Below are 25,116 nucleotides of genomic sequence, written 5' to 3'. Positions count from 1 at the left end.
GTGTCATCCAGGTGGCACGCCAAGCCCGTCGCTGCAAATTGGATTCAGCTTGCTGGCCGATTTGCAGTGGATTACGGATTCGAACCACGCAGATTTGGGCTGCTTTTCTGCTGTAAGTCGGCTTTGGCGGTTGTCTGTTGCCCACCACCGGCCAGCACGTTGCGAAACGGACCTGCATTGTGCAAAGTCCGCGCATTGTGAAAGTGGATCATCGGTATCATCCTATACCGGTGTTCGTTTGCGCCCGGATGCAACCTGATTTTGAAACTCGCGAAAAAGCAATAAAACCATGCATAGCCCTGTAGTTGTCTTGGGTGGTGGCCCCGGAGGATACGCGGCAGCGTTTCTAGCGGCCGATGAAGGACTAGACGTCACAATTGTCGAGGCCGAACCTCGGCTTGGCGGGACCTGCCTGTTGCGTGGGTGCATCCCCAGCAAAGCTTTGTTGCACGTCGCCAAGGTCATCCAAGAAGTCGACGAGCTAAAGGTAAAGTGGGGCGTCAGCTACCCGGGCGAGCCATCGATCGATGTCGATAAAGTTCGCGCCCAGAAAGACCAGGTGATCAGCAACTTGACCGGCGGTCTGGCAAACCTAGCCAAACGCCGCAAGGTGACGGTGATTCAGGCCCGCGGAAAGTTTATCAACTCAACCACGTTGGCGCTTGAAGGCGATCACGAGTCGATTCCCGAAGGCGGTCAGATCACCTTCGATCATTGCATCCTGGCGACTGGCAGCGTTCCCGCGATGCCGCCGGTTTTCAAGGTGAGCGATCGTGTGATGGACAGCACCGGCGCATTGGCCTTGGCTGACATCCCGGAAACGATGTTGGTTGTCGGTGGCGGTTACATTGGATTGGAAATGGGTAGTGTTTACGCACAGCTCGGAACCAAGGTCACCGTTGTCGAGCTAGCCGACGGCTTGCTTCCCGGTGCCGACCGAGACTTGGTTCGACCGCTCGCCAAGCGAATCGATAAGATTTGCGAAGGCCGCGTGTTGACCAACACCAAGGTCGGGTCGATGGCCGAAGATGGCGACAAAGTCGAAGTTACCTTCGAAGGTCCCGGTCACTTTGGGCATGAGCAGTTTGACCGAGTGTTGGTCAGCATTGGACGTCGACCAGTCACCCGAGATCTTGGCCTGGAAAACACATCCGTCGTCGTGACCGATCGCGGGTTCGTCCAAGTCGATTCGCAACAACGGACGGCTGATCCACACATCCTGGCGATCGGTGATGTTGCGGGCGATCCGATGTTGGCTCACAAAGCGACACACGAAGGTCGCGTTGCCGCAGAAGTGGTCGCGGGCAAGACATCAACCTTTGACAAGAAAGCCATTCCTGCGGTTGTCTTCACCGACCCCGAAATTGCTTGGGCCGGACTGACCGAAACGGAAGCCAAACGTGATGGCATTAAAGTCGATGTCGAGTCCTACCCATGGGCAGCGAGCGGTCGTGCACAAGCACTCGGTATCACCGAAGGTTTGACCAAGTGGTTGGTCGAACCAGAATCGGGCCGAGTTCTCGGTTGTGGGATCGTCGGTTCGGGGGCAGGTGAATTGATTGCCGAAGCCGTCTTGGCGATCGAAATGGGATGCGAAGTTCACGACGTGACCGATAGCGTACACCCGCACCCGACACTCAGCGAAACGTTGATGAATGCGGGTGAAGTTCACTTCGGTACCGCGACCGAAATTTACAAGCCCAAGAAGAAATAGGCTGTTTCTGAAATAACACTGTTTCAGAGATCACCACGTTTCTGAACGAACGGTTGAACGACATTAGTCGCCTTTCGCACCATGTGGTCAACGTGCAAAACGTTGGCAGCGTGTTGCCAAAGGCGACTTTGCGAACAACAAATCAACAACGTTCAGGAACAGCTCAAAATCGACCCGATCAATAGACTTAAAGCAAAGCGATGACCCAACGCGTATACATCAAGACCGTCGGTTGCCAGATGAACGTTCTGGACAGCGAAATGGTCATCGCCGATTTGAAGCGGCATGGCTACACGGTTGTTGATTCGCCCGAAGAAGCGGATTGCGTCCTGTACAACACGTGCAGCGTTCGCGAGCATGCCGAGGAAAAGGTCTACAGTGCGCTCGGCAAGATCCGTCTATCCAAAGACAAGAACCCCGAGAAGACGATTGGCGTGATGGGGTGCATGGCTCAGAAAGACCAAGAGCTGATTTTCAAGCGAGCGCCCTATGTGGACTTGGTCGTCGGGCCAGGCCAACTGCACACGATTCCTGATCTGTTGGACAAAGTTAGTCGAGGTGAAGGTCGGCAGATGGCTGTCTCTTTGTCACGCAAAGACGATAAGCAAGCCGTCGTGGCGAGGTCGCATGAGACGTTCGATCCGTTGCGTGACCCGGCGATGCGCCCGACACCATTTCAGGCATACTTGCGGATCCAAATCGGCTGCGACAAGTTCTGTACATACTGCGTCGTTCCCAACACACGTGGTCCCGAGCAAGGTCGACACCCGGAGCAAATCGTTTCCGAAGCTCGTGTGTTGGCCGAACAGGGGTGCCGCGAGATCACGTTGCTTGGCCAGACGGTCAATAGCTATAAGCACACCGCGGACGGCAATACCACAGACATGTCGGCGCTGTTGGAAATGCTGCATGAGATCGACGGAATCGACCGATTGAAGTTCGTCACCAACTATCCAAAGGATATGACGGAACGACTGTTGGTCACCGTTCGTGATCTGCCGAAGGTGTCACCTTATTTGCATGTCCCCGCGCAAAGCGGCAGTGATGATGTTCTCAAGCGAATGAAACGCGGCTACACCATCGCTGACTATATGGAGATGTTTGAGCGGATCGAACGGATCTTGCCAAACGCCGCGGTCAGCAGCGACTTTATTGTCGGCTTCTGCGGTGAGACCGACGAAGATTTTGAAAAGTCGGTGGCGTTGGTCGAGCGTTGCCGTTTCAAAAACAGTTTCATCTTCCAGTACAGCGTTCGGCCGGGCACGAAGGCTTCGGAGCGTTTTGAAGACGACGTGCCACGCGAAGTCAAAGCCGAGCGGAACCATCGATTGCTTGACGTGCAAAATCGAATTGCCAAGGAAGAAAACGCGAAGCTGGTTGGGCAAGATGTCCAAGTCTTGGTCGAAGGCCCCAGCAAGAAAGCAACCGATCCCGATGCCGCGGTGGTGCAGATGACCGGGCGGACACATTGTGACCGGATTGTTGTTTTCGACGGTAATAAACGTCAGGCCGGGCAGCTATTGGATGTGCACGTCGACGATGTTAGTAGCCATACACTGATCGGACGGGTCAAAACTGTCGACGTTGTCACGATCGGACTCTAAGAGATTAATCTGTGACCGACATAACACTGCATCAAATGCCATGTGGCATGACGGTGCTCGTTCAGCCGATGCCTTGGTTGCGAACGGCTGCGTTCACCCTATCACTACGCGCCGGAATTCAGGACGAATCACCGGAGCAGTCCGGGTTGGCGTCGCTCGTTTGCGAGATGGTTCAGCGCGGTGCCGGCCATTACAACAGTCGTGACCTCGTCGCGGTCCAAGATAACTTGGGAATGGATCGCAATAGCGGTGTCGCGACGGCAACGGTTTCGTTCGGCGGTGCGATGCCGCGCGAGTCGATCGGTGATGCGATCAAGCTTTACGGTGACATTGTCCGACGTCCGCACCTTCCTGGTGACCAACTGGAAGACGCACGCATGATGATGTTGCATGAGTTACGTGCGATCGAAGATGAACCCGCACAGCGAGTGATGCGCCGACTGCGAGAGATGCATTACGGCAAACGCTTGGGGCGTGGTAGCCAAGGGACTGCGACATCGCTTTCGTCGCTTCAGATGCAGGATGTGCAAGAGTTCTACCAATCGCATTACAACGCGACGGAATCGATTTTGACTGTTGCCGGTGACGTCAAAAGCGACGATGTCATCAAAGTTGTCGAAGAGGTCTTTGGGGACTGGAAAAGTGGTCCGCCATCACCGATGCCTGAGCCGGAAGGGCAATCGGGCTACGAACACCTGCAGGCTGATAGCAGTCAAACCCACATCGCGTTTTCATTTCCAAGCCTGTGGTACGGACACGAAGACTATTTCCGCATGCGTGCCGGTGTTGGGATTTTGAGCGATGGCATGAGCAGTCGCTTGTTTGATCGCGTTCGTGAAAAACGCGGACTCTGCTATACCGTTTCGGCCAGCTGCCATTCGCTTCGCAACGCGGGCGGAATCTTTGGGTATGCCGGGACAACACCGCAGCGTGCCCAAGAAACATTGGATGTCACGCTGCATGAAATTCAGCATCTGGCCGATGACCTACAACCCGAAGAGCTGGACCGCTGGAAAGTCCGAATCGAAAGTGCCTTGATCATGGAGCAAGAATCGAGTGCTTCGCGGGCCAGTTCGCTGGCGAGTGACTTTATCCAGATCGGACGGGCGATGCCCACCGAAGAGCTAAGCCAATTGATTGAGTCACTGACCCTAGATGACGTCCGTGACTATTGGCAGCAGCATCAACCAGCGGACTATCGAATCGTCACGCTGGGTGTCGAGCCACTTGATGTTCTTATGGCAACACAATCGGTTGCATCCTGATCCGGCCGGACTGAAAAGCACCGGACAGAGAAACAGCAGCCAAACCTCGGTATTCGATTCCTTCCTGCCGAATCAACACGGCAACTCGTCAATACAATCCAGCCTATCCATGCCTGAATTCAAAAGTGCGACGCTGAAAAACGGCCTGCGTATCGTTGCCGAAACTGATCCTCGCAGCTATTCGATGTCGTTGGGCTATTTCGTTCGAGCCGGGGCGCGCAACGAGCGTGACCTGCAGTCGGGCCTAAGTCACTTCCTTGAACACATGATGTTCAAAGGCACCGATCGACGCAGCGCCGAGGACGTCAATCGTGAGCTCGATGAGCTTGGCGGCCAATCCAACGCTTACACCTCCGAAGAGCAAACGGTGTATTACGCCACCGTTCTGCCGAAGTTCCAAGACCGCATCGTCGATCTGTTGACCGATATGATGTCGCCGGTTTTGGATGAGGGAGAGTTCGAGACCGAACGGCAAGTGATTTTGGAAGAGATCGCCAAGTACGAAGACCAGCCGCCCTTCGGCGGCTTTGAGCGTGCGATGGAGATCTTCTTTTCACCGCGTGGTTTGGGACGACGAGTTCTGGGGACTGCGGAATCGATCGAAGCGATGACCGCATCGCGGATGCGAGACTATTTCTTGCAGCGTTATCGCCCAGAGAACATTGTCCTGGCGGCGACCGGCAATGTTGACTTCGATGGGTTGGTCGGCGAGATCGAAAGTCGGACTCAGCGTTGGGCAGATCGAACACCCAGCGAGTCGTTGCCGGACGATGACTTGAAAACGATTCCTGAAGGCATCCAGCTGGACGCAAACCTTGCAACGCCGGACGCATCGCAGGCCTACGCGATCATGATCGGTGATGGGCCATCTTCGGAATGCAAAGACCGTTATGCAGCGCGGCTGCTCGCATCGATTTTAGGTGACGAAGGCGGCAGTCGACTTTTTTGGGATCTCATCGATACCGGACGAGCTGAAATCGCGACTTGCTGGCCGCAGGAATTCAGTGACTGCGGATCTTGGTTTACCTATTTGGTTTGTGCCCCCGAAGACTTGCAAAGCAACAAACGGTTCATCCAGGAAATTGTCGCGCGTTTGGTTAAAGACGGCGTTAGTACTGAAGAACTAAACCAAGCGATCAACAAAACCACCGCCGGTTACATCATGCAAAGTGAGCGGCCGAGCAACCGTCTATTCAGCATCGGGAGCCGCACACTGATGCACGATCAATACATGTCGCTGGACGATTCACTGGAGAAGGTTCGCGCTGTCGATCCTGAATCGATTTCGCGAGTTGCGCAAAAGTATCTTTCGGCTCCCGCATTGGAAGTGATCGCTGCGGCAGGCGAGTAGGTCCTCGTACGGCGCGGTTTGCGGGTATTCCTCAAAATTTGTTTGGGGCTTGAAATATCGCTATCATTGACCGGTGGTTTGTGGCTGCCTGTCAACTGTCGTCCGATTTCAAGGGAATAATATGCCGGTGCTGCTGGAAGGTACCGCCGTGGTCATCCGCAACGATGCGTTGGATCGTTGTCTGGATGGAGGGGCGTCAGACTTCCACACCATCGCACCGAATTCGATGTCGTTCGGTGACGGCGAGGTATCGCAGGCGAGTTTTATGTCACCGCGCGATGCGGAAATTTTTCTGGAGCAGTTGGTGCTGCTCGGCTTGCGTGCCGACGGCGATTCACCAGAAGTTGTCTTGGTCGATGCGTTTCATCAGTCGATCACGCCGGACTGCGATTGGCTGCAGTTGATGGAATACAAAGGCAATCTGATCGCAAGTTTGGTTGGCAACGATTCCAACGTGGTCGTTGCCCCTGAGAGTTGGGATCCCGAAGAAGGCCCAACGTTGAAGCACATGACCGCCGACGAAGTCCGCGACCGTTTGGATTTTGTACGCCGAGATGACAAAGTCGATGTGTATCGCGATCGCGAAACGGGTGAGTTGCTCTATAGCGCCCGAATTAATGAAACGCCTGAAGAGATGTTTCAAAGGGCGGCCGGCGTTGTCATCGCGAACATGCGACTGCCCGGTGAAAGGCCGCTGAAGCCCGATCAACAAAAACATGTTCGTGAATCGATCGGAGTCCTGCAGCAGTTGGTCAGCCGATACGAAGATTCTTGGCGAATCTGGTTCCTCTTGGGCAAAGCTTGGCATGCGGTTCATCGCCTGTCTCGATCGGTTCAATCCTATCAGCATGCTGATGAAGTGAGCGACGAACCACAGTCTGTCGTTCTGAAGGAATGGTCAGGAGTTTTGCTGGAGATGGGACAAAGTGGCGAAGCGTGCGATATCGCTGAGCGAGCCGTCGCGGTGAAGCCTAACGATGTCGAATTGCTGGGCAATTTGGCCGTCGCGTATTTGCTTGACCAGCGTCTTGAATCGGCCAACAAGACCATCGGACATGCGTTGTCGATCGACCCCAACGATCGGACCAACCTTTTCATCCAAAGCCGTGTGCGTGCTGTGCAAGCGGGGCGGATTTCGAACCCGCGTTCGATTGCGGAATTGGAAGGCCGCTCGGCTTGGAAAACTCAGCCTCATCGGCTGGCGGTTGGCGAGGACGATGTCCAACAGCCATCGTCTTGGTATCAACGATGGGTCAAACCTTTGCTTCATCCGCTGTTGGGCAAAACCGGAAAGTAGCGGCTGGCGTTCCGCACAATCCTCGGCAGGTGCACAGACCCCCGAATGGGCTGGCTGTCGATTCTGCGTTTAGGGAAAGATTTAGCAGCGAGCTATACTGACGATGACGATGGATACCGTCACCGGCCAACAGTATTCAACCTCGCTTGCCCTCCTGTGACTCGCAAAACCGCTGCAACCGATTCGAACGACCGTTGGCGTGATGACCCGTCATCGCGTTTCAAGCGGGTTAACGCGCAACCAGCGCCGCTGATCGCGCCGCCCCGGGCAAGCCATTCCGGAAGGGGCTCAGCTGAAGGTCCGAGGATTGAAGCGGAACCGGAGCTTACCGATTCATCCCACCCGGCTTCGTCGCCAAATGTTCCGCCGATAGACGTTCTCGCACCGAATGTCGATGTTGTGGCCTTAGAGAACGATGCTGAGGACAGCGAAGCGTCTTTTGCGGGGAGGTGGATCGAAAGACTCGGTTCGGTGCGGACATCATCTTGGCTGGTCAGTCTCGCGATCCATTTAACGCTGCTGATCTTGTTGGCTTTCTTGACGTTTCATCTGGGAGGAAGCGACAACGGTATCGCAATCAAGGGAGCCCAGTCGACCAGCAGCACCGACGTCACAATCCAATCGCTGTCGGTCACACCGGACTTGGCAGACGACAATGACCAGCAATTGGATACCGAAGTCGAAGTCAACGTGATGCAGCTGGACAAAGACCTCGCTGCGATTCGATCGGACACGATCCTTCCTGTCAGTCCGATGGAGATATCTGAATCTGATTTGTTAAATGGCGGAGGAGGTCCGCAGGTCAGTCAGATGATGAGTTACATGGGCGGTGGCGGATTGTCTTCTCGAACGCCCGAAGGACGTATTAAGTACGGCGAGAAGTTTGGGGCGACTGCGGAAAGCGAAGCCGCCGTTGAAAATGCCTTGCGTTGGCTAGCCGCCCACCAGCAGTCGGACGGGTCATGGTCTTTTAACCTTGATCTTGCGCCTTGCAATGGACGGTGTAAGCATGGAAAACCTGAAAACGAAACGACACCGACACCCAAAACCGCCGCGACCGGCTTGGCGCTGTTAGCGTTTTTAGGAGCCGGATACACCGCAGACCACGGTCCTTATCAAGAAGAAGTTCGGAAGGGAATTTATTATCTGAGATCGGTCGCGCTCGAAACACAGTACGGCTACGACTGGCAACTTGGTGGCAGTATGTATGGGCATGGAATCGCATTGTTGGCCATGTCCGAAGCGATGGCGATGATGAAGATCAACGATCGTGTTGACACGGATTTGTTTCATCACGTTCAAAAGGCCGCTGACTTTACAACATTCGCCCAGCACCCCAATGGCTCCTGGGGCTACACACCTGGGCGTCCCGGTGACATCACCATCAGCGGATGGCAGGTGTTGTCTTTAGTGACCGCCAAGAAAGCCGGTGTGCAAACACGCAGCGATACATTCCCGAATGCGAAGAAGTTCGTGATGAGTGTTCGCAGCGAACCGCGTTATCAGTTCGGTTACAACAGTCCCAAGCCAGAGAAAACGACAACCGCGATCGGGTTGACGCTTTTGTTGTATTTGGGACAACAGCCCGGGATGACATACTTCGATCGTGAATTCGACAAGATCGCCGAAGCCGGACCAACGCTGACGAACGTCTATCACGACTATTACGCGACAATGGCACTGCACCATGTCCGACATCGTGATTGGGAAGATTGGAACTCCAAACTTCGCGACCACTTGGTTCGAACCCAAGGCAAGACGGGACATGAGTCCGGCAGCTGGCATTTCGAAGATAAGTGGGGTGACGTTGGCGGTCGTCTCTACACCACGTGCATGTGTGCGTTGATTTTAGAAGTCTACTACCGCTACCTGCCCTTGTACGAAGCTTCTGAAGAGTTCCCGCTGTAGTCGTCGCAGGCGAAGCATCGCGTGCAGAAAGAAATTGGTCGTTGCGATCAATGTTTAATCGCGAGCATGGCGTCACCGCAGTCTTCTGCAGTAGCGTTTTTGCTTGGCTTCTGTGATTGCGATGAAAGCGAGAACGTTATTTACAGGTAATTCAAGCGGACATCCAGCTGGATGAACTTGAGAACGTGTTATCTGACTCTACATTCGGCAAAATGGCACGCGGCATGCGATTGCTTCTTGTTCATAAGATCATCGCGGGCTGAGCCATAGGCGGATTCAGTCCGGCCCAAATCGACCGGTTCTAGGACCGTCGTTACGAACGACAAAGTGATCTTTCCGGTCACACAAGAGGTAGATAGATGTCACGTTTCATTCGTCACGCATTGGTTGCCGTTGCTGTCTTAACTGCGTCTGGGTATGTCGCTTCGGTCGCAGACGCAGGGCATGTCCGTAGCACCGCAGAACGCCGTGAACACCCAGGTCGTGGATTGTGGACGCACCATTCCTATAGCGGCACACCGATGTTTGCCGCAACGGTCGTCGCATCTGACAAGAACTAGTCGTCTAGCGGTAAGGCAACCGAAAATTCATTGTGGGAAGGCGATGCTTCGGCAGAACCGAGACGCTTCACTTGCCGGCTCCGTGGGAGCGCCGCCATTCCCAAATGAATGATCTGCGACGGCACTAAGCAGTGTGGATAGCCCGCTTGTCGACAGCGAGCGCGGCTTCATGAACGACCTCGGCCAGCGTTGGGTGTGCGTGGCAGGTTCGTGCGATGTCTTCGCTGCTAGCGCCGAATTCCATCGCCGCGGCGGCCTCGGCAATCAAGTCGCCAGCGTGAGCTCCGATGATGTGAACTCCGAGCACCCGATCGGTTTCCGCATCGGCAAGAATCTTGACGCGGCCTTCGGATTCGCCCAGTGTTTGAGCGCGTCCATTGGCACCGAAGAAGCCGACGCCTTTCTTGTATTTGATACCTGCTTCTTTGAGCTGGTCTTCTGACTTTCCGACACTGGCGATTTCGGGATGGGTATAAACGATTGCCGGAATGACATCGTAATTGACATGAGTCTTCATGCCTGCCATGCGTTCGATGCACACGATCGCTTCTTCCATGGCTTTGTGTGCCAACATCGCGCCGCCGATGCAGTCGCCCGTCGCGTAGATATTCTCGACCGAGGTTTCAAAGTTCTCGTTTACCGGGATGAAGCCCATTCGGTCTGTTTCGAGCCCGATCGATTCGAGTCCGATTTCGTCCGTCGCTGGGCGCCGACCGGTCGATAGCAGTACGCGGTCGCATTCGATCGGATCGCCGTCTTGGATTTCGACGATGCACTTGTCGCCTTTCACGGTCGCTGATTTGACGAACGTTTTGGTGCGAATCGAGATGCCCTGTTTTTTGTATTGACGGTCTGCCATCTTCGCCATGTCGGCGTCGATTCCGGGAAAGATTCGGTCGGCCGCTTCCAAGACAATCGTCTCACTTCCGAGGCGATTCCAGACGCTGCCGAGTTCCATTCCGATGTAACCGCCACCGATCACAACCAGGCGTTCTGGAACATCGGGAAAGCTCAATGCTGTGGTGCTGTTGCCGATGCGGTCCCCGTCCATTTCGACACCACGAAGGCCGGCCGGGACGCTGCCAACCGCGATAAGAATTCGGTCTGCTTCGATGACGACTTCTTCTTCTCCGCTGACGATCACAGAATTTAGATCACGCAATTTGCCGCGGCCGTTGTAAGGCGTCACCTTGTTCGACTTGAACAGCATTCCGATTCCACCGGTCAACTGATCGACGATCTTGTTTTTGCGTTCCATCATCGCGGCCAGGTCCAGTTCCAGTCCGCTGACCTTCAGACCGTGGCCGGCGAAGTGATTCTTGGCTTCGTCGTAAAGATGACTGGATTCCAACAGAGCTTTGCTAGGGATGCATCCGACACGCAAGCAGGTCCCGCCAAACCGAGCGTTTTCGTCCACGCAGGCGACGTCGAATCCCAATTGGGCGGCTCGAATCGCAGCCACATAACCTGCGGGACCACCTCCAAGGACAACCAGTTCGTGTCGGACCGTTTTCATCGTAATTCTGCCGATTCTCGTTTGTGTTGGTTCTTTCGATAGGAGCCATCGATGCCACACTTTACGGCGCAGACCAATCGCGGTAAATCACCGTCAATTCAGCTTGCCTGACGTGTTTGTCTGCACTACCCAGTTCCTATCAGGTCTCGTTACCATAGGCCCGCGACGAAAACCGAACTAGCATGGATTGACGCACGACCGGCGTTTTGACAAATGGCGCAAACTTGATGGCCAAGAGCCGTCGTTAGCGAAGCATTTTGCCAGCTTTATCGGAGAAGGCTTCGGTGACCCCGCCGATGCCCCAGTTGTATGCGAATGTTTTGTACGCAAGTGTGTTTGTACGCGAACCATCCGAAGTTCACTGCCTTTGATTTACTGTCTTTAAGTCACTCGATCTTAGTTCACTGCCCCCTGTTCCCCCTGTTCCTTGCTCTCTGTCTCACCGCCCGGGCTTGATTCCTTGGTCACTAAACGAATCCGAAAGTACATCGGGCCAGTGATGGCTGCCCTGTTGTTTCTGTTGGCGCTGCGATTGCTCGTCAACGAAGCGCGGCAGTTGACTTGGGAAGAATTCAAACGCGGGTTTACCGGCGTTCCCGCAAGTCAGATCGTGATCGCCGCGTTTCTGGTCACGCTGAACTACATCATGCTGACGGCTTACGACATTTTAGCGCTGCGCTATGTCGCACGGAGTCTGCCGCTGCGGCGTGTGTTGTTGGTTTCGATCTCGGGATTTTCGCTCGGCAATAACCTGGGAACGTTGCTGGCGGGGGCTCCGATCCGCTTTCGGTTTTACTCCCAGTGGGGATTATCACCGGGGCAGATCCTGGCGCTAATTTCGGTTGTCGGGCTGACGTTCTGGAGCGGTTGGTGGTTCCTAGGCGGGATGGTTTTGGTTTGGGTGCCATTGCAGCTTCCTGCTGACGTGAATTTGCCATTCGGAACGCAGACTCTCGGCTGGATTTTGTTGTCGTTAGCGTTCGGTTATTCCCTGGTCTGTTTTGTTTGGCGAAAGCCTTGGCCGATCGGCGAGTTGCATCTACGACCGCCGAGTCCTGGGTTGATGTTTGTCCAAGCATCGGTAGCGGCAACTGACCTGCTGATTTCGGCAACGGCGCTGTACTTGGTGCTACCTGGCGATTCGATGGTTCCGTTTGCCCAAGTGCTCGCCGCATTCTTGGTTGCCATTGGTGTCGCAATGATGACCCAAGTCCCTGGTGGGCTAGGTGTACTGGAGGTCATTTTGCTGGCGCTTCTGAAAGGTTCTGTGGGTGACTCGGTTTTGGCATCCGTTTTGATTTTTCGGATCCTTTATTACTGGTTGCCTCTGCTTGCCGGAATGACCTGTTTGGTCGGACACGAAATTCATAGCGGTGCACTGGCGGCGAAGCAGGCGACTAACTCTGCGGAGCTAGAGCTGGTCGCTGAGGCTGGGGCGTTAGCCGTTGACCCAGCCGTTGACACCAAGTCTGCTTCCCCCGGTCAAGCTGAACTGACGGATTCGCAAGCGTCGACAGAAGCAGACCTTTCACAGGAAGGCGAGCCGAAACAAATTGCAAACGATTCGGAAAAGCACACATAGGTTCCGACGGCGTCCGGGTCACTGATTGGGTATCATGGAGGCAACGCAACCTCCCGCCTATCACCCCCCGCCGCAATGTCTTTCTTGCCCCGCCATCGATTGGCGATCGCACCAGCGTTGTTTGGTGTTTGGTTTGTTCTGGTTCCTGTTGGCTTTGTAAAAGCCGAGGGCGCCTCACCGGATTTCAATCGTGACATTCGTCCGATCTTGGCGAAGCATTGCTACGCTTGTCATGGACCTGACGAAGAAACACGTGCTGCTGACTTGCGGCTAGATACCCAGGACGGATCACGCCGCGATTTGGGCGGCTATCAAGCGATCGATCTGAATCATCCTGACGAAAGTGAATTGCTCATCCGGATCACTTCCGATGATGATGATCTGAGGATGCCGCCGGCAGAAAGCCATCCACCGCTAAAGGAAGCGGACATCCAGACGATCCGTCAATGGATTCAATCGGGAGCGGTCTACAACCAACATTGGTCGTTTGTAACACCAGCCCTTCCGTCAATCCCTGCAGTCGACAACGTGCAGTGGTGCCGCAATCCGATTGATCGGTTTGTGTTGGCGAAACTGGAAGCGGCATCTTTGAAACCTAGCCGGGAAGCCGATCGAGCCGCTTTGATTCGACGAGTTCACATGGACTTGTTAGGAACCGTTCCAAGTGTTGAAGCGGTAGACCGATTTCTCGCCGATGACCGTCCCGATGCGTACGAGCGCTTGGTAGATCGATTGATTGAATCGCCTCGCTATGGCGAACGCTGGGCTCGATCTTGGTTGGACCTGGCTCGCTACAGCGATACCAACGGTTATGAGAAAGACCGTCCACGCACGATTTGGCCTTATCGTGACTGGGTGATCCAATCGATGAACCGAGATCTGCCCTTTGATCAGTTTTCGATCGAACAGCTTGCCGGTGATATGCTCGACAACCCAACCCAGCAACAGAAAATTGCCACGGGCTTTCACCGCAATACGATGCTGAACGAAGAAGGCGGCATCGATCCCTTGGAGTATCGCTTTTATGCGATGGTGGATCGGGTGGCGACAACGGGAACGGTTTGGATGGGATTGACCACCGGATGTGCCCAGTGCCATACACATAAGTTTGATCCGATTACACATACGGACTACTACGCGTTGATGGCGCTGATGAACAACGCTGACGAACCGGAGATGAACGCGGATTCGCAAACATTAGTAAAGAAACGCGAGGCGATCGAACAGCAGGCTAACGCATTGGAACATGAAGTGGTTCAGCGAGAACTGCTTGGCGAAAACAAGAACGACGACTTGTTCAATGGTTTTCGCTCCTGGGCAGAACGACAGCTCGGCGAACTAAACCAATGGAAGACTGTTTCACCCCGATCGATGCAGTCCACAATGCCGCGACTGCAAGTCCTCGAAGACGGTTCGGTGTTAGCATCGGGGGACGCGACCAAACGCGATGTTTATACGTTGACGATGCCACCGGTCGATGGCGATGCTGTCACCGCCATTCGTATCGAAGCACTCGCACATCCGACGCTGCCAGCGAACGGTCCGGGGCTCGCTTTTTATGAAGGCCGCCGCGGCGACTTTTTCCTCAGCGAAGTGGATGTCAAGCTTGGCGATAAAACGGTAGACCTCGCTGTCGGCTCAACGTCGGTCCCAAACGCTGATGCCGGAAACGGTAAAACCTATCCGGGCAATGTCTTCGATGATGACGGGTCGACCGGATGGTCCATTCCCGGTGATAGCGGGCAATCGCATCGGCTGGTGATCCCATTGGCAAAGCCAGCCAGCTTGGACCAGCCGTGGACTGTGGAGCTGTTGTTTGAACGCCACTACGTTGCAGGCCTAGGACATTTTCGAATTTCGGTGACAACGGATTCGGTTCCCAAAGCCTCGGCTCTGCCCGTGGATTTACAGCAGGCTTTCGTAGCCGCTTCATCGGGCAAGGTCGATTTGGACGGTCATTCACAGAATCAAATTACTGGTTTAGCGATCGAGTACCTGCGTTCGGATGAATCGATGTCCGAACACCGAAAGCCAATCACTCAGCTTCGGCGATCGATGCCGTCGGAAATCAGAACGATGGTGCTTGATGAACGCCCTAGCGATAATCCTCGACTGACTCACCGACATCATCGTGGCGAGTACTTGCAGGCCAAAGAAGCCGTTCAGCCTGCAGTCCCAATGTTCTTGTCCAATGAAGCAGACGAGCAGCCAAGTGATCGTTTGGGATTGGCACAGTGGTTGGTTAGCGATGCCAATCCGCTTGTCGGACGTGTAACGGCAAACCGAGCCTGGCGAGAATTTTTCGGAACCGGGATCGTCAAAACGTCGGGTGACTTTGGGACTCAAAGTGAATCCCCAACGCATCCCCAGTTGTTGGACTATCTCGCTGTTCGTCTTCGCGATCGATCAGCGAGCGGATGGAACTGGTCGATCAAGCGTTTGCATCGCGAGATTGTGCTGTCGGCAACCTATCGACAGGCAGTGGAGGCTCCGCCGCAATCTGATCCTAACAATCGATTGCTGTCCTCCTTTCCTTACCGACGCTACGACGCCGAACGTATCCGAGACGCGTTCCTTTCCGCATCAGGATTGCTGACCGCTGAAATCGGCGGTCCCAGCGTGCGTCCGCCGCAGCCACAAGCGGTGTCGGAAATTGCCTATGGCAAACCAGCCTGGCCGGTTTCAAAGGGTGCGGATCGGTATCGTCGATCGTTGTATACGTTCAGCAAACGAACCGCGCCCTTTGCCGCGTTCGCAACCTTTGATGGACCATCGGGCGAAGTGTGTTTAGCCAAGCGTGATCGTAGCACGACGCCCCTTCAAGCATTGACGTTGCTCAACGACGCGATGTACATCGAAATCGCGGAGGCCTTGGCCGATCAAACCCTTCGTGACTGTGCTTCAGATGATGTTGAACCCAGAACGGTGATCCGTCGCATGTTTCGGCGAGTGCTCGCTCGAGAACCGATGGAACAAGAGGTTGAGTCGATTTTGCAATTCTATCAGTCTCAAGCTGATCATCCGTCGCCCTGGATGCTCGTCGCTCGTGTGCTAATGAACTTGGATGAGGCAATTACAACGCCATGAACGATCACTTAAAAGAACAAACCAGACGGCAACTCTTTCAAGCTTGTGGCATCGGACTGGGCAAAATTTCGCTCGCTTCGATGTTGGCATCCGATTTGGTCGCTCGTGAAGTTCCCGCTGATCCGGCGGCAAGCCAATCGGGCCTTCATCACGCTGCAAAAGCCAAACGAGTGATTTATCTGTTCATGGCTGGGGCTCCCAGTCAATTGGACCTGTTTGACTATAAGCCCAAGCTTGTTGAACTTGAAGGGAAGCCGATCCCACCATCGGTGATTGCGGGGCAACGCTATGCGTTCATTCAGCCCAATGCCGCCGTTCTGTCGCCTCGGTTTAAGTTTTCACAACATGGCGAATCCGGTGCTCAGGTATCCGAAGTCATGCCGTATCTATCGGAAGTCGTCGATGATGTCGCGTTCATCCGCAGCGTCCATACCGACCAGTTCAATCACGCTCCGGCACAGATTCTTGTGAACACGGGTAGCGGTTTGCCAGGACGACCCGCAATGGGATCTTGGCTAACGTATGGGTTGGGAAGCGAGACGAACGACTTGCCAGGATTCGTGGTGCTCAAAAGTGGCGGAAACCTTTCCGGCGGTGCCGCGATGTGGAGCAACGGTTTTTTGCCTGGCGAACACCAAGGCGTTCCCTTTAGGGCGAGCGGCGATCCGATTTTGCACGTGGCGAATCCACAGGGCATTTCGAATGATTCTCAGCGTGCGACTTTGGATCTTCTGTCGAAACTGAATCAGCGAAGACTCGATAATCTAAAAATTGATGCGATTCATTCCCGGATCGAGTCTTACGAAATGGCTTACCGGATGCAGGCACGTGCACCCGAGTTGATGGATTTTGCCGATGAAACGGACGAAACTCTGTCAATGTACGGCATATCTCGCCAAGACAACGGATCCTTCGCCAAGAACTGCTTGCTCGCGCGACGCTTGGTTGAACGTGGTGTTCGTTTTGTACAGCTTTACCACGCCGGATGGGATCATCACAGTAATGTCGAAGGTGGCTTGAAAGGTCAATGTAAACAGACCGACCAAGGCTGTGCGGCACTACTGAAAGACTTAAAGCGGCTTGGGATGTTGGAGGACACGTTGGTTGTTTGGGGTGGCGAATTTGGGCGGACGCCAATGGTCGAAGCTAGCGCCGCACTGGGAAGGACACTCGGCCGCGATCACCATCCACAGGCCTACACGATGTGGATGGCCGGAGGCGGAGTTAAGCCAGGACAGACGATCGGCCAAACTGATGAACTGGGATTCCATCCGACCGAAGACCCCGTCCATGTCCATGACATTCAAGCAACGATTCTGCATCAGCTTGGGATCAACCATGAGCGGCTTACATTCAATTATGCTGGGCGAGACTTTAGGCTGACTGATGTGCATGGACATGTTGTCAAAAAATTGGTGGGATAAAGCTTGATGTGCAATCTCGATCTGCGCTCGTTATGGCTTTCGATCATGGTGTGCGGCGTCGCGTCGTCGATGGCGTCAGCATCAGACGCAAAAGAAGCGTTCGACTTCGAAGGCCGCATCGCACCGCTGTTTGAAGAACATTGCGTCGAATGTCACTCGGCGGATGACCAAAACGGTGGGCTTCGCCTGGATCACGCTTCGGCGTTGTCAGCCGAAGTCGATTCCGGAAAGGCACCCATCGTCAGCGGTGATCCTAAAGCTAGTGAGTTGATCAGACGGGTAAATTCCGATAGCGAAGACGATCGAATGCCACCGGATGGGCCAAAGCTTACCGGTGAAGAAATCGAATCCCTTCGTCAATGGATTCGCTCCGGAGCTGATTGGCCTAAGCAAGCGTCGGAGGATTCGGAAGACGAAGCGACATCACATTGGGCGTTCCAGCCTCGGCAGCAGGTTGCGATTCCCGTCGATGAAACCGGGTGGGCATCGACAGACATCGATCGTTTGGTCGCCGCACGTCGTCAAAAAGCAGGGCTGTCCGTTGCCGCAGATGCGGATCCAATCGTGTTGCTTCGACGGGCAACGTATGACCTGACGGGCTTCCCGCCTACGCCGGCAGAGGTCGATCAATTCGAAAATTCGGTCAAGCAAGACGGACTGAAAAATGCGTTTTCGCAATTGATCGAACGGTTGCTTGCCAGCCCAAGCTATGGCGAACGTTGGGGGAGGCATTGGATGGATTGGGTTCGCTACGCCGATACGGCTGGTGACAATTCGGATTATCCAATCCCGCAAGCCTACCTGTACCGAAACTACATTATCGATTCACTGAATCGAGATGTCCCGTACGATCAGTTTGTTGCCGAACAGTTGGCTGGTGATCTGATGCCAGCGGATACTCAGGAACAACGCAACCGTCAAACGATCGCAACGGGCTACATCGCGATGGCAAGACGTTTCGGATCGTTGGTCGAACGGTATCCTTGGCATCTGACCATCGAGGATACGATCGACAACGTTGGTCGAACGATGCTGGGAATGACGATCTCGTGCGCCCGTTGTCACGATCATAAGTTCGATCCCGTCACGACCCGTGAGTACTACGGACTGTATGGTTTCTTTGCCAGTACCCAGTATCCGTTTCCCGGGATCGAGTTGTTTCAAACACAACAGAACTTCGTCAGCTTGATGGATGACGAAGCGACGAAAAAGCATCTGGCGGAATATCAAGGCAAGACGGACCAACTGACCAAGGAATTGAAAAAACAACTGGAACGTTGCCGTGATCAGGCACTGGTCAATGCCGAACGTGAAAAGGATTGTTCGATCGATGAAAAGCGTCAGATGCGAGAGCAGCTTGACGGCATGTTGATTAAGGCTCGACACGCGGGCGAGAAGCTGGCAGGACACTTAAAGAAGATTCCTGACTATCCAAGTGCTTATGCGGTATCGGAGGCCACGCCAACTGACGCCAGGATTCAAATCAAAGGTGAACCGACTCGCCCAGGCGGGGCCGTTGGGCGGGCCTTTCCCAGTGTATTGGGAGGGCAGGTTTTAGATCCGGAAGCTGCGAAGTCTTCCAGCGGACGCCTGGAATTGGCACAGTGGATCACTGCCGTTGATAACCCGTTGTTTGCAAGAGTTTTCGTCAATCGAGTTTGGCAAAAGCATTTCGGGACCGGCTTGGTCGCATCGACCAATGATTTCGGACTGCGTGGCGATCTACCATCTCATCCAGAATTGCTGGACTATCTCGCGACAGAGTTTATCAACAGCGGGTACTCTCTAAAGCAACTTCATCGATCGATGATGAACAGTCGTGTTTACCAAATCAGCAGTATCGGAGACGAAGCCAACGCGAAGACAGATCCCAACAATCGTTTGTTCTGGAGATTCAATCGGCAACGGCTCGATGCGGAATCACTTCGAGACACCCTGTTGGTTCTGTCCGGTCAGCTAGACCCCGTTCCGCAAAATGAGCCCTACCCCTTCCCTGACAAAACGGCGTGGGAGTTCACACAGCATCACCCGTTCAAAGGTGACTATCCAAACCACAAACGCAGCGTCTATCAAATGACAAAGCGTCTGACGGTCGGGACCTATTTACAAACCTTCGATGGGGCCGATCCGAACGTTTGCACGGGGCAACGTGATCAGTCAGTCACATCACTGCAGGCACTCTATTTTTTCAATGACGAGTTTCTCCATGAACAGTCAATCGCATTCGCGAAGCAATTGATCAGCGAGGTGGCGGAACAGAAGCAAAGAACAACTGCGATGTTCAAAAAGGTTCTCGCTCGACAACCGTCCGAAGCGGAACGCGAGCTGGTTGCCCAGCATATTCGCCAAGCGACGACTGCAATCGATGAACAACAAAGCGGCAAGTCAGCTGATTTGGCAACCGATGTTGATGAAAGAGAACTGCTAGCCTGGGCAAGCGTCGTGCGTGGGATGTTTCGATTGAACGAATTTCTTTACCTGGACTAAATGCATGCTGAGTTTTCAAAACAATCGACGGACGATGTTGCGATCCATGGTTGGCAGTTCGTTGCTGATGCCAGGAATTCTGTCACAACTGCTCGCTGATGAACCCTCGAATCCGTTGGCGCCTCGCGAGTCGCATTTTCCAGCGAAAGCGAAAAGCGTCATCTTTATCTACGCGACCGGCGGTGTATCGCATATCGATACCTTCGATCCAAAGTCGACCAGCAACGGTCGTGATGGAAGCGGTAAAGATCGTTTGATGGGGAATTTGTTTGGTGCCCAACCCAATAAGAAGTGCGGAACGATGGTCAGCGACCTCTTTCCACATGTGCGCGATGTCATGGACGAAATCTGCCTGATTCGTTCGATGAAGGCATCCCATTTTGATCACAGTGAAGCCACCCTAGGCATGCACACCGGCTCGCCGACGTTTGCGCGTCCCAGTATGGGGTCATGGGTTAGCTACGGGCTTGGAAGTTTCAATCAAGATCTTCCCAGCTTTATCGTGATCGCGCCGCATTTGCCCTACGGCGGAACTCAAGTTTATGCGAGCGACTTTCTTCCGGCATTTCACCAAGGCACGCGAGTCATCCCCGGAAAAGATCCCATCGCCAATCTTCAACCGCCTGGACGCAGCGGCAGGTTGCAGGAGTTGGAAATTGATTTTGCTCGACAACTGAATCAGAAACACTTGGCGGATCGGCCGGCCGATTCAGCACTCGCCGCTAGAATGAAATCCTTTGAAACAGCATTCCGCATGCAAGCTGCAGCGCCGGAGGCGTTTGATATCGAGAGTGAACCAGAGCACGTTCGCAAGCTGTATGGACTGGATCGTAAAACGAAAGGTCCCGGCGGCGACTTCGGTTGGCAATGCCTTGTCGCAAGGCGACTGGTCGAGCGTGGCGTGCGATTCGTGGAACTGATTGATACCGGTTCACGGCCGAACTGGGACAGTCATGGCGAAATGAATGAGCACAAAAGCTTGGCTGGCAATGTCGATCAGCCCACAGCTGCATTGATCAAAGACCTGCGGCAACGGGGCATGCTGGATGAAACGATCGTTATATGGGCGACCGAGTTCGGACGAACACCAACCAAAGAAGGAAAGAACGGTCGCGGTCACCACCGCGATTGCTTCAGCGTGTGGCTTGCAGGAGGCGGGTTTAAAGGGGGCCACGTTCACGGCGTTACCGATGAGATCGGTAAATACACTGTCGAAAACCCGGTCGAAGTTCATGACCTCCACGCGACGGTCCTAAATCAGCTCGGCATGGATCACGAAAAATTGACCTTCCGTCATGCCGGTCGTGATTTTCGTTTGACGGACGTCCATGGGAACATCATCAACGACTTGATCGCTTAGCGGATTGCGCAAAGTTCGAATTCACATTTTACAGTGCTTTCAGAGTTGTTCAGCAATTTCGTTGACCGCTGACAGAAGCGGTTTTGGGCTGCGCAGATCTTTGCTGGATTGACGAGTCTGTTCAGCCCAATACTCGGCTTTTCGGGATTCGCCCTTTGCGGTGTAAAGCCGCGTGAGTTCTAAGCTGCTTTTGGATCGTTCCCAGAACCTGCCTTTGCCTTCGGTATCGCGATATTGGTTTTCGCGAACGGTGATGGCATCATCAATGTGCCCTGCTTCTTCTTGAAAAGCCGCAATGAAGTCGTAGTTCAGTGACGACGGGTGGCAACGTGATAGCGGACCTCCGCATTGCCGGAAAGCCGCTTGCGCCGCATCGACGTCTCCGAAATGTAGCAACGCTCTAGCGCGAGCCAAAACGAGTGTCACATGCGCCGAAGGCTTCGGCGGATTTCGAAGGCCCTCTGCAGCGAGGTCAGCAACCGCTTGCCATTGGCCCAAGCACGATTGCAAAACCGCCATGCGCATACAAGCAGAACTATAGTAGTCATATCCCGGGTATCGTTGAACTGAATGAAGTAACCGTTCGACCGCTGATGCGGCTTGGTCATAGAGACCGATTTCGGTGTAAACCGATGCCATATTGGACCAGTACACGCAGCCGTGTTCAGGTTCCTCTTTACAAATCGATTCGAGGTATTCGACGCCCTTCTCGATTTCGTTTAGGTAGCCATGCGGATCGATGTCGCCCATCCTGTCGATGGTCAACACGTTGACCATGATTTGTTGCGGCAACCCATCGTATTCCGACCGCCTTGCTTCGACGGCAGCTTTCATTAATCCCTGCAAGGATTCTCCATAGAGACCTGCCGAGCAGGTTTCCATGCCGATCCATGCGTCACACCAAAGCGCAAATGCCTTGTCACCACAAGCCAAGGCGGAATCTTTCGCTTCGCGGTAGTAAATCAGTTTGATCGCCGGATCTTCCGCTTCGGTAGCCTCGGCAAACAATTCAAACATGATCCAGTCGGTCGCGTTCGCATCTGGATTCTGTTCCAGTCGTTCCGCATGGTTCTGATACCAATCCCAGACGCTCATTTGACAATCTCCATGATGGCACCGCTGAACGTGTCAAAGGACTGGATGATTTTTCTGGCGTCCATCATTCGGCCGCTGAATAATTTGGCCATCTCGCAGAGAAGCTCACAGTACGGTCGCTCCAAAGTTCCGTCCCGCGCCGAATCGGCCAATTGACGGACCAGAGGGCTGTTCGCATTCAGAGTCAGGATTCCTTCAGTTGACTCTCCCGATTCCATCAAGCTTTCGACAATGCTCGAAATCGCGTCTGCCACTCCCGGAAAAAGTTGGTCTTTGGACAACGCTTCCTCCGATTCGGCAATAAATTCCGCGTGTTCGCTGTAGAGAAAAACAGCCGGGATGGCACTGGGTTGGAATTCGGCCAAACGAGTTTTAGGGCAGATCCTTTTGAATTCTGCCAATAGGTCACTGAAGTGATCCGTCGGCACATCACGCATGAGCGTGTGCAAATCCGAATCGGTCCGTACCAAATGGATCGTCGGATCACGCCGTGCGTATTCATGCAGGAATGGCAGAACGCCAAACCAAGTGGCGTCGATGACCGGCTTGGCTTGGCCTTCAAGCAAAACCTGTTCGAAGAAGCTCGGCGAGCGAGTTGTCTCGTAGTAAATCTTTCCACCGGGGCATTCCGCCCGGTACTGCTCGACTGTCATCATGCCGCGCGTGGTACGTAGCTGGATGCAGTCCGCGATGTGGTCGAAAAAGTCATCACAGTTAGCCGCCCAGCCCATGATTAGATCCGTATGACAATCGACAATTAAATTCCAGCGTCGAATGTCTTCTTCGCAAAGTTGCCGGATCGCTTGTAGCAATTGCTGTTCAATCGCCTGTTGGACGAGTTCAAAATTCTCGTCTTCGTGAATGTCTTCGCGTGATGCCGTTGGTTGAAGCATCGGCGATTCGATATACGCTCGCAGAAACCTTGCCCAACTTGGAAGTAGCGATCGGTTACTGTCCGTGATGAACATATTCCGAATGTAGACGCTGGCATCGCCAAATTCATTCAGAGAAACCGTTGATCGCGACGGGACGTACACCACACCAGACAATGGAATCTGGACGGAATCGTGTCCAAGATCTAAGCACCAGTCTTCCAATTGGAATTTCCACAAAGCATCACCAGCTCGTGGATGTGATTCGACAAAATCGTGCCAGGCAGTTTCGAAGTCATCGCTTGCCCATGGAGCGTGCTGTCGATTGATCGGGTAGCGACGGTGCCCAACGTAGATCGGAACCGGCAACATATCGCAATACATTTGCACAAGATCCATCAACGCGTCTTCCTTAAGCAAGAAACGCATCGAAGGTTTGCATTTCAAGCGAATCGTGGTGCCGATCGTTTCGCGGTGACCGTCAAGAAGGTCGTACGTTTCATCGCCACAACTCCGCCAAATCATCGGTTTGCTTGCTGACTGAAACGACAGAGTGTGAACTTCAACTTCGGAAGCAATTAGGAAAGCGCTCAAGAACCCCAGCCCAAACTGCCCGATCAATTCGCGGTAGCTTTCAGGGTCGGTTAACGCCGATTCTTCGCGGAGTTCACGCGTGTAGCCGCGTCCGATTGTGGCAAGGTAGTTGACGATCTCGGATTCGGTTAAGCCACAACCATTGTCATCGATCTGTAAAACGTCATTCTCACGATCAACGCTAACGTGGATCCGCTGTTTGAAGCCATCCGCAGCTTCGATCCGACGCCGGCTGCACGAATCATGTGCGTTCTGCAACAACTCACGAAGACCGACGCGTCGATCGGAATACAGGTGTTCGGCAAGGACCTTGAGCAGGCCAGGAAGGTGGAGATCAAATTTGGCGGATGATTTAGACGCTGACATGAGTCCAATCCTTGAGGGAACCGATGGATCGTACGTTCGCTCGAAAGATGGGACTGTGTTAGCCCCCCGCAACTACGTGGAGGTGATTCCACGGCGTAAAAGCTGCTGTATCAGTGACGGGTGCGAGATGTTCAGAATGTTGGGGTTTGATCGGAAAACGTTGAGGTGTAACCGACGCAAGAACTGCGAAGTCCCAGGACCGATTCGACGGATCGGACAGATTGGAGCGATCCTGAATTAGACAGATCTGACCGATCGGTCGGATCAAGAATCCGTCGGATCCGACAAATCAGTCCGATCGGTCTGTAGCTAGCCAAGCAGCGGCTAGCTGTGCGCGAAGCGGGACACTTCCCCCAGTGGCAACGAACATTGACGCTGTAGATCGCCGACCGATTCGACGGATCGGACAGATTGGACCGATCCTGAATTAGACAGATCTGACCGATCGGTCGGATCAAGAATCCGTCGGATCCGACAAATCAGTCCGATCGGTCTGTAGCTAGCCAAGCAGCGGCTAGCTGTGCGCGAAGCGGGACACTTCCCCCAGTGGCAACGAACATTGACGCTGTAGATCGCCGACCGATTCGACGGATCGGACAGATTGGACCGATCCTGAATTAGACGGATCTGACTGATCGGTCGGATCAACAATCAGTCCGATCGGTCTGGTTCCGATCACCGCATTAAAAAAGCCCTTTGGTTGAATCAACCAAAGAGCTTTTAAAAAAATGGCGAGACCTACTTTCACGCTGGTGTGCACTATCATCGGCTCGGAAAGCTTAACTACTGTGTTCGGGATGGGAACAGGTGGGACCTTTCCGATATGGTCGCCAAAAGACGGCATGAGAGATATTTCGCCCAGCATGCCGCCGGTTGTTTGGTAATGGCAGTCCTTGCGGGACTAGCGCTTGAATCCGAAGCTACCATGACAGAATCATGAGTGCGGGATATCGATGGCCAATCCTTCGTCCGTTAGTACCGGTTAGCTTAACACGTTACCGTGCTTACACATCCGGCCTATCAACCAGGTCGTC

At 53.9% G+C, this 25,116-nt stretch carries 16 protein-coding genes and 2 rRNA genes; 12 read left to right on the top strand and 6 right to left on the bottom strand.

Features of this window, described 5'->3' with window-relative positions; all coding sequences use genetic code 11:
• Nucleotides 1–71 precede the first annotated feature (71 nt).
• On the bottom strand, nt 72–212 hold the full coding sequence (locus tag LOC67_RS05970) for a hypothetical protein (protein ID WP_230261621.1): 141 nt from the start codon (nt 210–212) through the stop codon (nt 72–74).
• A gap of 77 nt (nt 213–289) precedes the next feature.
• Between LOC67_RS05970 and lpdA (LOC67_RS05965) the strand changes: the two genes are divergently transcribed.
• The 7 genes from lpdA (LOC67_RS05965) (at nt 290) to LOC67_RS05935 (ending at nt 9,699) form a co-directional block, all read left to right on the top strand.
• Complete coding sequence (gene lpdA / locus LOC67_RS05965) at nt 290–1,714, top strand: dihydrolipoyl dehydrogenase (protein ID WP_230261620.1); 1,425 nt, start codon at nt 290–292, stop codon at nt 1,712–1,714.
• A 200-nt stretch (nt 1,715–1,914) separates the two neighbouring features.
• Complete coding sequence (miaB, locus tag LOC67_RS05960) at nt 1,915–3,318, top strand: tRNA (N6-isopentenyl adenosine(37)-C2)-methylthiotransferase MiaB (RefSeq protein ID WP_230261619.1); 1,404 nt, start codon at nt 1,915–1,917, stop codon at nt 3,316–3,318.
• 11 nt (nt 3,319–3,329) lie between these two features.
• Nucleotides 3,330–4,583 carry a M16 family metallopeptidase gene (locus LOC67_RS05955; RefSeq protein WP_230261618.1) on the top strand — a complete coding sequence of 418 codons (1,254 nt, stop codon included), beginning with the start codon at nt 3,330–3,332 and terminating at the stop codon, nt 4,581–4,583.
• A 109-nt stretch (nt 4,584–4,692) separates the two neighbouring features.
• Nucleotides 4,693–5,934, top strand: a complete 1,242-nt coding sequence (locus LOC67_RS05950) for a M16 family metallopeptidase (RefSeq protein ID WP_230261617.1) — start codon at nt 4,693–4,695, stop codon at nt 5,932–5,934.
• 121 nt (nt 5,935–6,055) lie between these two features.
• The gene (locus tag LOC67_RS05945; protein WP_230261616.1) at nt 6,056–7,231 is read left to right on the top strand and encodes a tetratricopeptide repeat protein; all 1,176 of its coding nucleotides are present in this window, start codon (nt 6,056–6,058) and stop codon (nt 7,229–7,231) included.
• Between the two features lie 399 nt (nt 7,232–7,630).
• On the top strand, nt 7,631–9,139 hold the full coding sequence (locus LOC67_RS05940; RefSeq protein ID WP_230261615.1) for a hypothetical protein: 1,509 nt from the start codon (nt 7,631–7,633) through the stop codon (nt 9,137–9,139).
• A gap of 359 nt (nt 9,140–9,498) precedes the next feature.
• Nucleotides 9,499–9,699 (top strand): hypothetical protein, encoded by a 201-nt coding sequence (locus LOC67_RS05935; RefSeq protein WP_230261614.1) that lies wholly within the window; start codon nt 9,499–9,501, stop codon nt 9,697–9,699.
• 124 nt (nt 9,700–9,823) lie between these two features.
• On the opposite strand, the gene lpdA (LOC67_RS05930) is transcribed toward LOC67_RS05935, so the two are convergent.
• Entirely contained in the window at nt 9,824–11,215 is a 1,392-nt protein-coding gene (gene lpdA / locus LOC67_RS05930; RefSeq protein ID WP_230261613.1) for a dihydrolipoyl dehydrogenase, read from the bottom strand.
• Nucleotides 11,216–11,714: 499 nt separating this feature from the next.
• On the opposite strand from lpdA (LOC67_RS05930), the gene LOC67_RS05925 reads away from it, so the two are divergent.
• The 5 genes from LOC67_RS05925 (at nt 11,715) to LOC67_RS05905 (ending at nt 21,155) form a co-directional block, all read left to right on the top strand.
• Nucleotides 11,715–12,797 (top strand): UPF0104 family protein, encoded by a 1,083-nt coding sequence (locus LOC67_RS05925; RefSeq protein ID WP_230261612.1) that lies wholly within the window; start codon nt 11,715–11,717, stop codon nt 12,795–12,797.
• Nucleotides 12,798–12,872: 75 nt separating this feature from the next.
• Nucleotides 12,873–15,884: a PSD1 and planctomycete cytochrome C domain-containing protein gene (locus tag LOC67_RS05920; protein ID WP_230261611.1), complete on the top strand. Its 3,012-nt coding sequence runs from the start codon at nt 12,873–12,875 to the stop codon at nt 15,882–15,884.
• Nucleotides 15,881–17,308, top strand: a complete 1,428-nt coding sequence (locus LOC67_RS05915; protein WP_230261610.1) for a DUF1501 domain-containing protein — start codon at nt 15,881–15,883, stop codon at nt 17,306–17,308. Before LOC67_RS05920 ends, LOC67_RS05915 begins: the two co-directional genes overlap by 4 nt.
• 6 nt (nt 17,309–17,314) lie before the next feature.
• The gene (locus LOC67_RS05910) at nt 17,315–19,795 is read left to right on the top strand and encodes a PSD1 and planctomycete cytochrome C domain-containing protein (RefSeq protein ID WP_230261609.1); all 2,481 of its coding nucleotides are present in this window, start codon (nt 17,315–17,317) and stop codon (nt 19,793–19,795) included.
• 4 nt (nt 19,796–19,799) lie between these two features.
• Entirely contained in the window at nt 19,800–21,155 is a 1,356-nt protein-coding gene (locus LOC67_RS05905) for a DUF1501 domain-containing protein (RefSeq protein ID WP_230261608.1), read from the top strand.
• Between the two features lie 39 nt (nt 21,156–21,194).
• Here the strand turns inward: LOC67_RS05905 and LOC67_RS05900 are convergent, their stop codons facing one another.
• The 4 genes from LOC67_RS05900 to LOC67_RS05885 all read right to left on the bottom strand — a co-directional run.
• Entirely contained in the window at nt 21,195–22,250 is a 1,056-nt protein-coding gene (locus LOC67_RS05900; protein ID WP_230261607.1) for a hypothetical protein, read from the bottom strand.
• A complete protein-coding gene (locus tag LOC67_RS05895) occupies nt 22,247–24,082 on the bottom strand; it encodes an ATP-binding protein (RefSeq protein ID WP_230261606.1) in 1,836 nt (611 codons plus the stop codon). Before LOC67_RS05895 ends, LOC67_RS05900 begins: the two co-directional genes overlap by 4 nt.
• Nucleotides 24,083–24,808: 726 nt before the next feature.
• Nucleotides 24,809–24,917: ribosomal RNA gene (gene rrf / locus LOC67_RS05890) — 5S ribosomal RNA — on the bottom strand.
• Between the two features lie 118 nt (nt 24,918–25,035).
• Nucleotides 25,036–25,116 (bottom strand): 23S ribosomal RNA (locus LOC67_RS05885); the annotation flags it as partial.

Origin of the sequence: Stieleria sp. JC731, from assembly GCF_020966635.1 — a bacterium.
Classification (GTDB): Bacteria; Planctomycetota; Planctomycetia; order Pirellulales; family Pirellulaceae; genus Stieleria.
Note: the sequence above shows the minus strand (reverse complement) of the source record. Positions and strands in the feature narration are given on the sequence as shown.